The organism is Stutzerimonas sp. KH-1 (assembly GCF_054483855.1).
The window spans coordinates 4600516-4614051 of record NZ_CM137011.1 but is presented as its reverse complement, the minus strand read 5'-3'; the positions used below and the strand labels follow the sequence as shown (position 1 = coordinate 4614051).

Here is a 13536-nt window from a genome sequence, read left to right as displayed (position 1 = left end):
AGCAGAGCCTCTGCGAGCATGAAGGGATGCATTTTCCAGCTTCGTTGAGGCCAGACAGAAAGCGCTTTGTTCCCCAGCCCGGATAAAAATTTTCATCCACCGAGCCGAGCGTGCTCACAGCAGCACGGGCAGCGGCCGACTCAAGCGCAGCTCGTGCGGGGACAGCTCGACGCCATACGCCAGTACCTCCACTCCCGCCGCAATCGCCTCATGCAGCGCCGCCGCATAGGTCGGGTCGATTTCCACTGCCGGGCGTACCGCCTCGATGCCGCTGAGATTGACGCAGTACAGCTGCACGGCGCGCACCCCGCTGCGCGCGAGCGCAGCCAGCTCTCGCAGATGACGACTGCCGCGTGTTGTCACCGCATCGGGAAAGGCGGCCACGGCGGTGTCGTCGAACCCCAGCGTAACGCTCTTGACCTCGACGTAGGCCGGCAGGCCGGCATAGTCGAGACGGAAATCCACCCGACTGTTTTCCACGCCATAGGCCACCTCGCGCTTGAGCGCTGAGAAGCCTGCCAACTCGGCGATCTGCCCGTTCAGCAACGCTTCCTCGACCAGTGGATTGGCTCGCGCGGTATTCACGCAGGCCAGCCGCCCCTGCGGCGTCTCCACCAGCTCCCAGGTGCCCGGCAACTTGCGTCGCGGATCGCTGCTGCGCTGGAACCACACCCGCGCGCCCTCGCTCATGCAGTTGAGCATCGAGCCGGTGTTGGGACAGTGAATGCACAGCGCCTCGCCTTCGTCAGTCACGACATCGGCGAGAAAACGCTTGTAGCGCCTGACCAGTCGCCCCCGCTCCAGCGGTTGCGCGAAACGCATCAGGATTGCCAGCTGCGCAGGCCGCGGGCGATGCGCTCGACGGCCTGTTCGAGGCGCGGCAGATCCTGCGTGTAGGCGAAACGCACATGGTGTCCGGCCTGGTGACGGCCGAAGTCCAGCCCCGGCGTGATCGCAACGAACTCGGTTTCCAGCATGTGCTGACAGAACGCATACGCATCGCCACCGAAGGCACTGATGTCGGCGTACAGATAGAAGGCGCCCTGCGGTTCGACCGCGATGCCGAAGCCCAGCTCGCGCAGGGCGGGCAGGAGGAAGTCACGGCGACGGGCGAACTCTGCGCGCCGCGCCTCGAGAATTTCCAGGGTCGCCGGTTCGAAACAGGCCAGGGCTGCGTGCTGAGCCATGCTCGGCGCGCTGATGTAGAGGTTCTGCGCCAGCTTCTCCAGCTCCGGCACAGCGGCGGGCGGCGCCACCAGCCAACCCAGGCGCCAACCGGTCATGCCGAAGTATTTGGAAAAGCTGTTGAGCACGAAGGCGTCGTCATCGACCTCCAGCACGCTGGCCGCGTCCGTGCCGTAGGTCAGCCCATGATAGATCTCGTCGACCACCAGATGGCCGCCACGCTCCTTCAGCGCCGCCGAAAGGGCGGCCAGTTCGGCACGCTCGAGCAGCGTTCCGGTGGGGTTGGCCGGTGACGCCACCAGCGCACCGACGCTGTCGCGATCCCAGTAACGCTCGACCAGCTCGGGGGTCAGCTGATAGCGCACCTCCGGGCCGACCGGCACCAGTTGCGCAGCACCTTCCACCAGGCGCAGGAAGTGCCGGTTGCATGGATAGCCCGGATCGGCCAGCAGCCAGTGCTTGCCAGGGTCGACCAGCAGGCTGGAGGCCAGCAGCAGCGCACCGGAGCCACCGGGAGTAATCAGGATGCGCTCGGGGTCAATGCTCAAGTGATAGCGCTGGGCATAGAAGCCGGCAATCGCCTCGCGCAGCTGCGGCAGGCCGCGCGCGGCGGTGTAGCGCGTATGACCGGCCGCCAGCGCGGCCTGCCCGGCGGCGACGATGGGTTGCGCGGTGGTGAAGTCCGGTTCGCCGATTTCCAGGTGAATGACGTCGCGGCCTTGAACTTGCAGCTGGTTGGCCCGCTCCAACAGCGCCATGACGTGGAAAGGTTCGATTGCGCGACTGCGTGCGCTGTACGACGAGGTCATCTGACCTTCCTGTTGACGATAAAACGTGAATTCTACCCAAGGTCCCAAGGCCGCCGCAGCCACTGTCGGATTGGGGAGTAGCGCACCCCGATCCGATCTGGTAAGTTCGCCCGCTTGCAGCCGCAGGGCCGGCACGGGCCGGCAAGGGACAAATCATCCTGCGCAATGGACATAGCGAGAGGCGTTCATCCATGCCCATTACCAAAGAAACACCGTCGAGCAAGCAACTGATTCGCGCCTTCGAGCCCTATAAGGAAAGCAAGGGCGAGGAGTACATGAGCGAGAAGATGCGCGCCCATTTCACCGGCATCCTGAACAAGTGGAAGCAGGAGCTGATGGAAGAAGTCGATCGCACCGTCCATCACATGCAGGACGAGGCAGCCAACTTCCCGGACCCGGCCGACCGCGCCAGCCAGGAAGAAGAGTTCAGCCTGGAACTGCGTGCCCGCGACCGCGAGCGCAAGCTGATCAAGAAGATCGACGAGACGCTGCAACTGATCGAAGACAATGAATACGGCTGGTGCGATTCCTGCGGTGTCGAGATCGGCATCCGTCGCCTGGAAGCCCGCCCCACCGCCACGCTCTGCATCGATTGCAAGACGCTGGCGGAGATCAAGGAAAAGCAGATCGGTTCCTGATCCCGAACGGGGCGCTTCGGCGCCCCGCTTCATTTCCAGGCCCGGCAACCGCCTCACCCGCCCCGCCATCCCTGATCGCGCCGGCCCCGCCATGCCCTTGTCCAGCTCACCCCAACCCGCCCGCTATGTTGGCCGTTTCGCCCCGACGCCGAGCGGCTATCTGCATTTCGGCTCACTGCTCGCCGCCCTTGCCTCCTATCTCGATGCCCGCTCGGTGGGCGGTCGCTGGCTGCTGCGCATGGAAGACATCGACCCGCCCCGAGAGATGCCCGGTGCGCAGCAAGCGATCGTCGAGACACTGCAGAGCTACGGCTTCGAATGGGACGGCGAAATGCTGCGCCAGAGTCAGCGCCATGCCGTCTACCGGGATACGGTCGAGCACTTGCTGGAGGAAGGGTTGGCGTATGCCTGCACCTGCTCGCGCAAGCAGCTCGAAGACTACCCGGGCCCCTACCCCGGCTTCTGCCGCAACGCCGCACACGGCCTCGAAGATGCCGCCATCCGCCTGCGCGTGCCCGATCGTGAGTACGGCTTCGTCGACCGTGTACAGGGCGAATTCCGCCAGCACCTGGGGCGCGAGGTCGGCGACTTCGTCATCCGCCGCCGCGATGGCCTGATCGCCTATCAGCTGGCCGTGGTGCTGGACGACGCCTGGCAAGGCGTCACCGATGTGGTGCGCGGCGCCGACCTGCTCGATTCGACGCCGCGTCAGCTCTACCTGCAGGAAATCCTCGGCTTGCCGCAGCCGCGCTACCTGCATCTGCCGCTGATCATTCAGCCGGACGGCCACAAGCTCGGCAAGCGCTATCGATCACCACCGCTGCAAGCCGAGGAAGCCAGCCCACTGCTGCTGCGCGCACTGCGCGCCCTTGGTCAGCAACCACCGACCGAACTGGACGGTGCCCTGCCGGCGGAGATCCTCGGCTGGGCGATTGGCAATTGGGATGCCGGGCGCATTCCGCGGACCCGAACCCTGGCCGAGGCTCAGCTGCGCTGAGCAGCATTTGCCCGTCACCGGTGGCTAGCAGCGTGCCGCTGCTCTACCATCGCCCTCACTTTCGACACGAGACCCGGCATGTATATCTACCGACTGGTGCTGCTCCTGGTGGTGGGGATCTATCTGTTCTCCCCGGCCATCATGGACTGGTGGATCGACCCCAACGGTGCCTGGTATCGGCCCTACCTGCTGTGGCTGATCCTGATCGTGGTGACCTTCATTCTCCAGAGCCAGCGTGATGCAGACGAGCTTTAGCCTGAGCCACCTGATCCTGATCAGCGCCGCCTACCTGTTCATGCTGTTCGGTGTCGCCTGGGTCAGCGAGCGCGGACTGATTCCGCGCTGGATCATCCGCCACCCACTGACCTACACCCTCTCGCTCGGCGTCTATGCCAGTGCCTGGGCCTTCTACGGCACCGTGGGCCTGGCCTATCAATACGGCTACGGGTTTCTCGCTACCTACCTCGGCGTCTGTGGCGCGTTCCTGCTGGCACCGGTGCTGCTCTACCCGATCCTGCGCATCACCCGCACCTACCAACTGTCGTCCCTGGCCGATCTGGTGGCCTTCCGCTTCCGCAGCACCTGGAGCGGCGCGCTGACCACCATCGTCATGCTGATCGGCATGCTGCCGCTGCTGGCCCTGCAGATCCAGGCGGTCGCCGACGCGATCGGCATCCTCACCCTCGAGCCCCTGCAGGAACGCGTCGCACTGGGCTACTGCCTGATGATCATGCTGTTCACGATCCTCTTCGGGGCCCGCCACATCGCCACGCGGGAGAAGCACGAAGGGCTGGTGTTCGCCATCGCCTTCGAATCGATCGTCAAGCTGGCGACCTTCGGCGCCATCGGTCTGTACGCGCTGTACGTGGTGTTCGGCGGTCCGCACCAGCTGGAGATCTGGCTGCTGCAGAACCAATCGGCGCTGCAGGCGTTGCATACGCCGCTGCAGGAAGGCCCGTGGCGCACCCTGCTGCTGGTGTTCTTCGCTTCGGCCATCGTGATGCCGCACATGTATCACATGACCTTCACCGAAAACCTCAACCCGCGTGGCCTGGTCAGCGCCAGCTGGGGCCTGCCGCTCTATCTGCTATTGATGAGCCTGGCCGTGCCGCTGATTCTCTGGGCCGGGCTGAAGCTGGGCGTAAGCACCAACCCGGAGTATTTCACGCTCGGTCTGGGGATCGCCGCGCAGAGCGAGATGCTGGCACTGCTGGCTTTCGTCGGGGGGCTGTCGGCCTCCAGCGGGCTGATCATCGTCAGCACCCTGGCGCTGTCCGGCATGGCGCTCAACCATCTGGTCCTGCCGCTCTATCAGCCGTCGAGCGAGGGCAACATCTACCGTTGGCTGAAATGGACGCGGCGCAGCCTGATCTTCGCCATCATCATGGCCGGTTACGGCTTCTACCTGCTGCTCGGTGCCGAGCAGGACCTGTCCAATCTCGGCATCGTCGCCTTCGTCGCCACCCTGCAGTTCCTGCCCGGCGTGCTCTCGGTGCTCTACTGGCCGACTGCCAATCGGCGCGGCTACATCGCCGGCCTGCTGGCCGGCATCGGCGTCTGGGTGGTGACCATGCTGCTGCCGCTGGTGGGCAACCTGGATGGCTTCTACATTCCGCTGTTCAACGTCGTCTACGTGCTGGACGACACCAGCTGGCACCTGGCGGCAATCGCTTCGCTGGCGGTCAACGTGCTCGCGTTCTCGCTGTTCTCGATCTTCAGCGAAACCAGCCCGGAGGAGCAGAGCGCCGCCGAGGCCTGCGCCGTGGAGAACGTCCGCCGCCCGCAACGACGCGAGTTGCTGGCTGCCTCGCCGCAGGAATTCGCCACCCAACTGGCCAAGCCGCTGGGAGCCAAGACCGCCCAACGCGAGGTGGAACAGGCCCTGCGTGACCTGCAGTTGCCGTTCGACGAGCACCGACCCTACGCGCTGCGCCGCCTGCGCGACCGCATCGAAGCCAACCTGTCCGGACTCATGGGGCCCAGTGTCGCCCAGGACATCGTCGAGAACTTCCTGCCCTACAAGAACGGCGCCGAGGGCTACATCACCGAGGACATCCACTTCATCGAGAGCCGCCTGGAGGACTATCACTCACGCCTGACCGGCCTGGCCGCCGAACTCGATGCGCTGCGTCGCTACCACCGGCAGACCCTGCAGGAGCTGCCCATGGGCGTCTGCTCGCTGGCCAAGGATCAGGAAATCCTCATGTGGAACCGCGCGCTCGAGGAGCTCACCGGGATCGCGGCGCTGCAGGTGGTCGGCTCGCGCCTCTCGACCATCGCCGAACCTTGGCGGAGCCTGCTGATCGACTTCATCGAACAACCCGATGAGCACCTGCACAAGCAGCGCCTGGCGCACAACGGTCATCGCCGCTGCCTCAACCTGCACAAGGCGGCGATCGCCGAGCCGCTGGCCCCGAGCAACAGCGGCCTGGTTCTGCTGATGGAAGACCTGACCGAAACGCAGGAGCTGGAGGATCGTCTGGTGCACTCCGAGCGCCTGGCCAGCATCGGCCGGCTGGCAGCCGGCGTGGCGCACGAAATCGGCAATCCGATCACCGGTATTGCCTGCCTGGCGCAGAATCTGCGTGATGAACGCGAAGCCGACGAGGAAATCGTCGAAATCAGCGGCCAGATCATCGAACAGACCAAGCGCGTGTCGCGCATCGTGCAGTCGCTGATGAGCTTCGCCCATGCCGGCGAGCGCCAGCAGCGGCAGTATCCGGTGAGCCTGGCACAGGTCACGCAGGATGCCATCGCCCTGCTATCACTCAACCGCAATCGCACCGAGGTGCGCTTCGTCAACGCCTGCGCCCCGGAGCACCTGGCCGAAGGCGACCCGCAGCGACTGGCCCAGGTGCTGATTAACCTGCTTTCCAATGCCCGCGACGCATCGCCGCCGGGCGGCTTGATCCGCATCAGCAGCGAGGTCGCCGAGCAGACCGTGTACCTGGTGGTGGAAGACGAAGGCAGCGGCATTCCCAAGGAAATTCAGGACCGCCTGTTCGAGCCATTCTTCACCACCAAGGATCCGGGCGAAGGCACCGGCCTGGGCCTCGCGCTGGTCTATTCGATCATTGAAGAGCATTATGGCCAGATCGATATCGACAGCCCGGCCGACCCGGAAACACAACGCGGCACCCGTTTTCGCATCACCCTGCCGCGGCATGTCGAAGCGTCACATGCCGTAAGTTGAAGAGGCGACTGCCGTACCGGCCCTGCGCCGGCTCTGCCTCCAGACCGTCGAGAGAGTACTGATGTCACATATTCTGATCGTCGAAGACGAAACCATCATCCGCTCCGCCCTGCGGCGCCTCCTCGAACGCAACCAGTACGAGGTCAGCGAAGCCGGCTCGGTACAGGAGGCGCAGGATCGCTACAGCATCCCGGGTTTCGATCTCATCATCAGCGACCTTAGGCTGCCCGGCGCACCGGGCACCGAATTGATCAAGCTCGCCGAAGGCACACCGGTGCTGATCATGACCAGCTACGCCAGCCTGCGCTCGGCGGTGGATTCGATGAAGATGGGAGCGGTGGATTACATCGCCAAACCGTTCGATCACGACGAGATGCTGCAGACTGTGGCGCGTATCCTCAGCGATCATCAGCAGGCCGCCACCACACAAACCCAAGCTACTCGCAATGCAGGCGCAGCGCCGGGCGCCGCCTCGCGCGACGACATCGGTATCATCGGCCATTGCACGCCGATGCAGGAACTGTTCAGCAAGATCCGCAAGGTTGCGCCGACTGACTCGAATGTCCTTATCCAGGGTGAGTCCGGGACCGGCAAAGAACTGGTGGCGCGGGCCCTGCACAACCTCTCACGCCGGGCCAAGGCACCGATGATCTCGGTGAATTGCGCGGCGATTCCGGAAACCTTGATCGAGTCGGAACTGTTCGGCCATGAGAAAGGCGCCTTCACCGGCGCCAGCGCGGGGCGCGCCGGGCTTGTGGAAGCGGCCGATGGGGGCACGCTGTTCCTCGATGAGATCGGTGAGCTTCCGCTCGAAGCCCAGGCGCGCCTGCTCAGAGTGCTGCAGGAAGGCGAGATCCGCCGCGTCGGCTCGGTGCAGTCGCAGAAAGTCGATGTGCGCCTGATCGCCGCCACCCACCGCGACCTGAAAACGCTGGCCAAGACCGGCCAGTTCCGTGAAGACCTCTACTATCGCCTGCATGTCATCGCCCTCAAGCTTCCGCCGCTGCGTGAACGTGGCAATGACGTGCTGGAAATCGCCAAGGCCTTCCTCGCCCGTCAGGCTGAACGCTTGAACAGTGATGAACTGCGTTTCTCTCGCGACGCCGAACAAGCGATCCGCCACTATTCCTGGCCGGGCAATGTCCGCGAACTGGAGAATGCCATCGAGCGTGCCGCCATCCTCAGCGAGAGCCCGGAGATCGACGCCGAACTGCTGGGCATCGATATCGAGCTGGATGAGCTGGACGATGACTTCGATGAGCCGCTTGGCGCCATGCGTGGCGTGGTCGGCGGCAACGAGCCGACCGAAGACCTTTCGCTGGAAGACTACTTTCAGCATTTCGTGCTCGAGCATCAGGATCACATGACCGAAACCGAACTGGCGCGCAAGCTGGGAATCAGTCGCAAATGCCTGTGGGAGCGACGCCAGCGCCTGGGCATTCCCCGCCGCAAGTCGGGTAGCGTCACCGGGTAATCTGTTACCGCCCTCGCATCGCTCGTAACAGAAACCGGGAGCATCGGTAACGGTGCCCCGGTTTTTTCTTACAGCTCGCACCGCTGAAAATACGCAAATGCTTGAAATAAAAGGCTTTTAAAAAGCTGGCACGGCAACTGCTTACTTAATGGCACAACAACAATAACAAGCAGATCCCACAATAAGAACAAGACGTAACGGCTCCAGCAAAACAACGACAAGAAGGCGGAGGCGCAGCTAACTGATTCTTTTGGAGAGGACTTGCCACGGGGCTAACCCCACGACCAGGCCGAGAACAACAAAAACTGCTAAAGCAGCGCCTGAACTGGTTGGATCGTAGATCGAGGCAAAGTCAGCGACCAAAGAAATCCGTTTGCTATTAGCTCCCAGTGTAGGAGCGCTCCTGATGGCTACGGCCGGACGGAACAGGCGAACAACAAGAACAGCACGCCTGCATGACCAATAACAATAAATAAAGCACGCGACATCATTCAGAGGGGAGCTTCGGCTCCCCTCAGTGCTATCTGACTCCGCGGTTTCCTTCCGCACGCCCCGTCCAGACATTTCCTTCCGCGTTGCACCGGGCAGAACCCTCGTCACGCTACACGCGAAGCTTTTTGACACTACCCTGCGCTTCGTTCACCATCCGGCAGTCCCGGTGCTAGAATCCGCGCAGGTTTCGCGGCTTTCGCGACGCCGGCCCGTCATTCCGCCACACAGTTGCCCCTCATGCTGAAAAAGCTGTTCCAGTCTTTTCGTCTTCCGCTGCGCCGCATCCCGCATCCCCGTCGCACACCTGAAATTCTGTCCAGCCGGCAGCATTCCCTGCATCGCAACGAGATCAGCCGTCATGCGGTGAGCGTGGTCGAGCGCCTGCAGCAGGCCGGCTACGAGGCCTATGTCGTGGGTGGCTGTGTGCGCGATCTGTTGCTGCAGCTCAATCCCAAGGATTACGACGTCGCCACCAGCGCAACGCCCGAGCAGGTTCGAGCCGAATTCCGCAACGCACGCGTGATCGGTCGGCGTTTCAAGCTGGTGCATGTGCATTTCGGGCGCGAGATCATCGAGGTTGCCACCTTCCGCGCCAACCATCCGGAAGAGGATGACGACGACGCCAGCCATCTCGCCTCGCGTAACGAGAGCGGCCGTATCCTGCGCGACAACATCTATGGCACCCTCGAAGACGACGCGCAGCGCCGCGACTTCACCATCAATGCGCTGTACTACGACCCGACCACCGAGCGCATCCTCGACCACACCCGTGGCGTGCACGACATCCGCAATTGCCTGATCCGCCTGATCGGTGACCCCGAGCAGCGCTACCAGGAAGACCCGGTACGCATGCTGCGCGCGGTGCGTTTCGCCGCCAAGCTCGATTTCGAAATCGAGCGCCACAGCGCCGAGCCCATCGTCGACTTGGCAGACCTGCTCGACGGCATTCCCTCGGCACGCCTGTTCGACGAGGTGCTCAAGCTGTTCCTCGGCGGCAAGGCCGAGCGCACCTTCGAACTGCTACTCGAATACGATCTGTTCGCCCCGCTGTTCCCGGCTAGTGCCGCCGCGCTGGAGCGCAACCCCGGGTACGCCGGTACGCTGATTCGCAATGCGCTGGCCAATACCGACCTGCGCATCCAGCAGGGCAAGCCGGTAACACCGGCGTTTCTCTTCGCCGCACTGCTCTGGCCAGCCCTGCCGGCCCGCGTGCTGGAGCTGCAGGACCGCGGCATGCCGCCGATTCCGGCGATGCAGGAAGCCGCCCACGACATCATCTGGGAGCAGTGCCAGCGCACCGCCATTCCGAAGCGTTTTACCATTCCCATGCGCGAGATCTGGGACATGCAGGAGCGTCTGCCACGCCGGCAGGGGCGACGTGCCGACCAGTTGCTGGAGAACCCACGCTTCCGTGCCGGCTACGACTTCCTGCTGCTGCGCGAAAGCGCCGGGGAGAAAACCGGCGGCCTCGGCGACTGGTGGACCGACTATCAGGAAGCCAGTGACAGCGAGCGCCGCAACATGATTCGCGGCCTCAGCGGCAAGGATGACGGCGGCGCCAAGAAGCGTCGTCGCGGCGGTCGCCGGCGGCGCGGCCCGGGCGACACTCCTGCCGGTTCGGCCGACTGAGATGGAGCGCGCCTATATCGGCCTGGGCAGCAACCTGGCCGATCCCCAGCGACAGCTGCGTGGCGCTCTGCAGGCACTGGCCGAGCTGCCGCAGACCAGGCTGGTCGCGGTCTCATCCCTTTATGCCAGCGATCCGCTCGGACCTGCCGACCAGCCACGCTATGTCAATGCCGTCACGGCACTGGATACCGACCTCCAGCCTCTGGACCTGCTCGATGCCCTGCAACGTATCGAGCTGGCCCAGGGCCGCGAGCGCAAGGCCGAACGCTGGGGTCCGCGCACCCTGGATCTGGATATCCTGCTGTTCGGCGAGCGCCTGATCGACGAGCCGCGACTCAAGGTTCCGCACTATCACATGCAGGCCCGCCCTTTCGTGCTCTATCCATTGGCCGAGATCGCCCCGCCGGAGCTGGTGCTGGCCGATGGGCGACGGCTCGTCGACCTGCTCGCAGCCTGCCCGTTCAGCGGGCTGGAGCGACTCGCCGATGCAGGTATCACCGCCGCGGTAACGAACGTAACGCGTAGGTAACACTCGCGATTGACTTAGGCTGCCGCCGCCGGGACTATAAGCGCCCTCTGCCATCCGCGGCCTTGGCACACTATAGGTGCACCGCATGGCAATCCTGACCTCCGAGGCTCGAAGAGGACGGCATTCATGCCAGACGTCACCCTGACCACGCTGCAAGGGCTCAAGCAGAAGGGCGAGAAGATCGTCATGCTCACCTGCTATGACGCCACCTTCGCCAAGACCGCCTGCGACGCAGGCGTCGAGATACTGCTGATCGGCGATTCACTCGGCATGGTCCTGCAAGGTCACGACAGCACCCTGCCGGTCACCGTCGCCGACATGGCCTACCACACCGCCAGCGTCAAGCGCGGCAACCGTGGCGCGATGATCGTCGCCGACCTGCCGTTCATGGCCAACGCCACCACCGAGCAGACCCTGAACAACTCTGCAGTGCTGATGCAGGCCGGAGCCCACATGATCAAGCTGGAAGGCACCGCCTGGCTGGCCGAGTCGATCCGCCTGCTGGCCGACCGCGGCATTCCGGTGTGCGCGCACATGGGGCTGACGCCGCAAGCGGTCAACCTGTTCGGTGGCTACAAGGTACAGGGCCGTGAAGAAGCGCAGGCGCAGCAGATGCTGGAGGATGCCAAGTCGCTTGAAGCCTCCGGCGCCGCCATGTTGCTGCTCGAATGCGTGCCCAGCGAGCTGGCCGCACGCATCACCCGTGCCGTGCAGATTCCGGTAATCGGCATCGGCGCCGGCAGCGACACCGACGGCCAGGTGCTGGTGCTGCACGATATGCTCGGACTGTCGCTCAGTGGCCGCGTACCGAAGTTCGTGAAAAACTTCATGCGTGAGCATGGCGACATCCCCTCGGCCATCGCCGGCTATGTCAAGGCGGTCAAAGCCGCCGAATTCCCTGCAGCCGAACACGGGTTCTCCGCATGAACGTCGTCAAGACCATCGCCGACCTGCGCGCCGCGGTTGCCCGCGCGCGCGGCGAGGGCAAGCGCATCGGCTTCGTGCCAACCATGGGCAACCTGCACGCCGGCCACATCGCGTTGGTGAAGAAAGCCGGTCAGCGTGCCGATTTCGTCGTCGCGAGCATCTTCGTCAACCCGCTGCAGTTCGGCCCCAACGAAGACCTGGACAACTATCCGCGCACCCTCGCCGCAGATCAGGACAAGCTGTTCGACGCCGGCTGCCACCTGCTCTTCGCGCCCAGCGTCGAGGAGATGTACCCCCACGGCCAGGCCAACCAGACCATCGTTCGCGTACCCGGTGTATCCGAAGGCCTCTGCGGCGGCAGTCGTCCCGGCCATTTCGATGGCGTCTCCACGGTGGTCAGCAAGCTGTTCAACATGGTCCTGCCGGACCTCGCCGTGTTCGGCCAGAAGGATTTCCAGCAGCTGGCGGTGATCCGCACCATGGTGCGCGACCTGAACATGCCTGTGCAGATCATCTCCGAGCCCACCGTGCGCGACGTGGATGGCCTGGCGCTGTCCTCGCGAAACGGCTATCTGAGCGCCGACGAGCGTGCCACGGCACCGCTGCTGTACCGAACGCTGACCCAGCTGAAAGATGCGATCCAGAACGGCCGACGCGACTACTCGACACTCGTCGCCGAAGGTCTGGAAAGCCTGCGCGCTGCGGGACTACGGCCGGACTATCTGGAAGTTCGCAATGCGATCGACCTGCAGCCGGTAAGCGACGCGTCTGCCGAGCTGGTCATTCTCGCCGCAGCCTTCCTGGGCAAGACGCGGCTGATCGACAACCTGCTGGTGGACATCCACACATCGGCCTGATCCCAGCCAATTGTCCGCAGCCTTGATCACGTTCGAGGCTTCGGGCACACTCTGCGCCGCTTGCGCACCCGGAGGACCCTGCCATGCACGCCATCATGCTCAAGGCCAAACTGCACCGCGCCCAGGTAACTCACTCGGTGCTCGACTACGAAGGCTCCTGCGCCATCGATGGCGAGTGGCTGGACCTGGCCGGTATCCGCGAATACGAACAGATCCAGATCTATAACGTCGACAACGGCGAGCGCTTCACCACCTACGCCATCCGCGGCGAGGAAGGTTCGAAGATCATTTCGGTCAACGGTGCCGCGGCCCACAAGGCAGGTGTCGGTCATCGCCTGATCATCTGCGCCTATGCGCACTACAGCGAGGCCGAGCTGGCCAATTTCAAACCCCATGTGCTGTACATGGGTGCCGACGGCGAGCTGAGCCATACCAGCAACGCCATCCCGGTACAGGTCGCCTGAGTCACCGTTCAGGTGTCGTCGAATGGAAGCCCGAAGTGTTCTGCACTTCGGGCTTTTTCGTTGTGTGCAGCATCGGCGCCCAGACAGCACGCCGGCGCGAATTGAATAGAAGGCGAAAGCCCGGAACGCAGCAGGGGTTTTCTCTGTCTGAGCTGTCTCTGATGGCATAGGATGTGCCTTCGCCGGCTCGGTGAAAGCCGGGTTCGGCCAGCATCCGCAGCATTCAGGAACGAGTGCCGGCGTGCCAGCACGGTCATACACATCACTGAATCCGCGAGGCAACATGCGCGCTCGCTGCGCGAATTCACGGGGGTTCAGCGGCCTGTCAAAGCAAAGGAAGCC

General features: G+C 63.9%; 12 protein-coding genes. 10 read left to right on the top strand and 2 right to left on the bottom strand.

Going from position 1 to position 13536, the window contains the following annotated elements; translation table 11 throughout:
- Positions 1-114: 114 nt before the first annotated feature.
- Positions 115-822: a DNA/RNA nuclease SfsA gene (gene sfsA, locus ACX1DW_RS21965; protein ID WP_102838523.1), complete on the bottom strand. Its 708-nt coding sequence runs from the start codon at positions 820-822 to the stop codon at positions 115-117.
- Entirely contained in the window at positions 822-1994 is a 1173-nt protein-coding gene (locus ACX1DW_RS21960; RefSeq protein WP_458992380.1) for a pyridoxal phosphate-dependent aminotransferase, read from the bottom strand. Before ACX1DW_RS21960 ends, sfsA begins: the two co-directional genes overlap by 1 nt.
- 191 nt (positions 1995-2185) lie before the next feature.
- Here ACX1DW_RS21960 and dksA point away from each other — a divergent pair, with 191 nt between their 5' ends.
- The 10 genes from dksA (at position 2186) to panD (ending at position 13194) form a co-directional block, all read left to right on the top strand.
- Positions 2186-2632 carry an RNA polymerase-binding protein DksA gene (gene dksA / locus ACX1DW_RS21955; protein WP_063540429.1) on the top strand — a complete coding sequence of 149 codons (447 nt, stop codon included), beginning with the start codon at positions 2186-2188 and terminating at the stop codon, positions 2630-2632.
- A 91-nt stretch (positions 2633-2723) separates the two neighbouring features.
- Positions 2724-3629, top strand: coding sequence for a tRNA glutamyl-Q(34) synthetase GluQRS (gluQRS, locus tag ACX1DW_RS21950; RefSeq protein ID WP_458992379.1), 906 nt, complete (start codon positions 2724-2726; stop codon positions 3627-3629).
- 78 nt (positions 3630-3707) lie between these two features.
- Positions 3708-3884: a hypothetical protein gene (locus ACX1DW_RS21945; RefSeq protein ID WP_003095129.1), complete on the top strand. Its 177-nt coding sequence runs from the start codon at positions 3708-3710 to the stop codon at positions 3882-3884.
- On the top strand, positions 3868-6822 hold the full coding sequence (locus ACX1DW_RS21940; RefSeq protein ID WP_458992378.1) for a sensor histidine kinase: 2955 nt from the start codon (positions 3868-3870) through the stop codon (positions 6820-6822). The genes ACX1DW_RS21945 and ACX1DW_RS21940 overlap by 17 nt, the downstream gene beginning before the upstream one ends.
- A gap of 61 nt (positions 6823-6883) precedes the next feature.
- Positions 6884-8296 (top strand): sigma-54-dependent transcriptional regulator, encoded by a 1413-nt coding sequence (locus tag ACX1DW_RS21935; protein WP_133455731.1) that lies wholly within the window; start codon positions 6884-6886, stop codon positions 8294-8296.
- A 729-nt stretch (positions 8297-9025) separates the two neighbouring features.
- Entirely contained in the window at positions 9026-10417 is a 1392-nt protein-coding gene (locus ACX1DW_RS21930) for a polynucleotide adenylyltransferase PcnB (RefSeq protein ID WP_458992377.1), read from the top strand.
- A gap of 1 nt (position 10418) precedes the next feature.
- On the top strand, positions 10419-10946 hold the full coding sequence (gene folK, locus ACX1DW_RS21925) for a 2-amino-4-hydroxy-6-hydroxymethyldihydropteridine diphosphokinase (protein WP_458992376.1): 528 nt from the start codon (positions 10419-10421) through the stop codon (positions 10944-10946).
- A gap of 126 nt (positions 10947-11072) precedes the next feature.
- Positions 11073-11873, top strand: coding sequence for a 3-methyl-2-oxobutanoate hydroxymethyltransferase (panB, locus tag ACX1DW_RS21920; RefSeq protein WP_458992375.1), 801 nt, complete (start codon positions 11073-11075; stop codon positions 11871-11873).
- Complete coding sequence (gene panC, locus ACX1DW_RS21915) at positions 11870-12730, top strand: pantoate--beta-alanine ligase (protein WP_458992374.1); 861 nt, start codon at positions 11870-11872, stop codon at positions 12728-12730. Before panB ends, panC begins: the two co-directional genes overlap by 4 nt.
- Positions 12731-12813: 83 nt before the next feature.
- Entirely contained in the window at positions 12814-13194 is a 381-nt protein-coding gene (gene panD, locus ACX1DW_RS21910; protein WP_014597581.1) for an aspartate 1-decarboxylase, read from the top strand.
- Positions 13195-13536 lie beyond the last annotated feature (342 nt).

Bases quoted from the DNA above. Each gene is read 5' to 3' on its own strand.
- sfsA (WP_102838523.1), bottom strand. From the start codon at position 822: ATGCGTTTCGCGCAACCGCTGGAGCGGGGGCGACTGGTCAGGCGCTAC.
- ACX1DW_RS21960 (WP_458992380.1), bottom strand. From the start codon at position 1,994: ATGACCTCGTCGTACAGCGCACGCAGTCGCGCAATCGAACCTTTCCAC.
- dksA (WP_063540429.1), top strand. From the start codon at position 2,186: ATGCCCATTACCAAAGAAACACCGTCGAGCAAGCAACTGATTCGCGCC.
- gluQRS (WP_458992379.1), top strand. From the start codon at position 2,724: ATGCCCTTGTCCAGCTCACCCCAACCCGCCCGCTATGTTGGCCGTTTC.
- ACX1DW_RS21945 (WP_003095129.1), top strand. From the start codon at position 3,708: ATGTATATCTACCGACTGGTGCTGCTCCTGGTGGTGGGGATCTATCTG.
- ACX1DW_RS21940 (WP_458992378.1), top strand. From the start codon at position 3,868: ATGCAGACGAGCTTTAGCCTGAGCCACCTGATCCTGATCAGCGCCGCC.
- ACX1DW_RS21935 (WP_133455731.1), top strand. From the start codon at position 6,884: ATGTCACATATTCTGATCGTCGAAGACGAAACCATCATCCGCTCCGCC.
- ACX1DW_RS21930 (WP_458992377.1), top strand. From the start codon at position 9,026: ATGCTGAAAAAGCTGTTCCAGTCTTTTCGTCTTCCGCTGCGCCGCATC.
- folK (WP_458992376.1), top strand. From the start codon at position 10,419: ATGGAGCGCGCCTATATCGGCCTGGGCAGCAACCTGGCCGATCCCCAG.
- panB (WP_458992375.1), top strand. From the start codon at position 11,073: ATGCCAGACGTCACCCTGACCACGCTGCAAGGGCTCAAGCAGAAGGGC.
- panC (WP_458992374.1), top strand. From the start codon at position 11,870: ATGAACGTCGTCAAGACCATCGCCGACCTGCGCGCCGCGGTTGCCCGC.
- panD (WP_014597581.1), top strand. From the start codon at position 12,814: ATGCACGCCATCATGCTCAAGGCCAAACTGCACCGCGCCCAGGTAACT.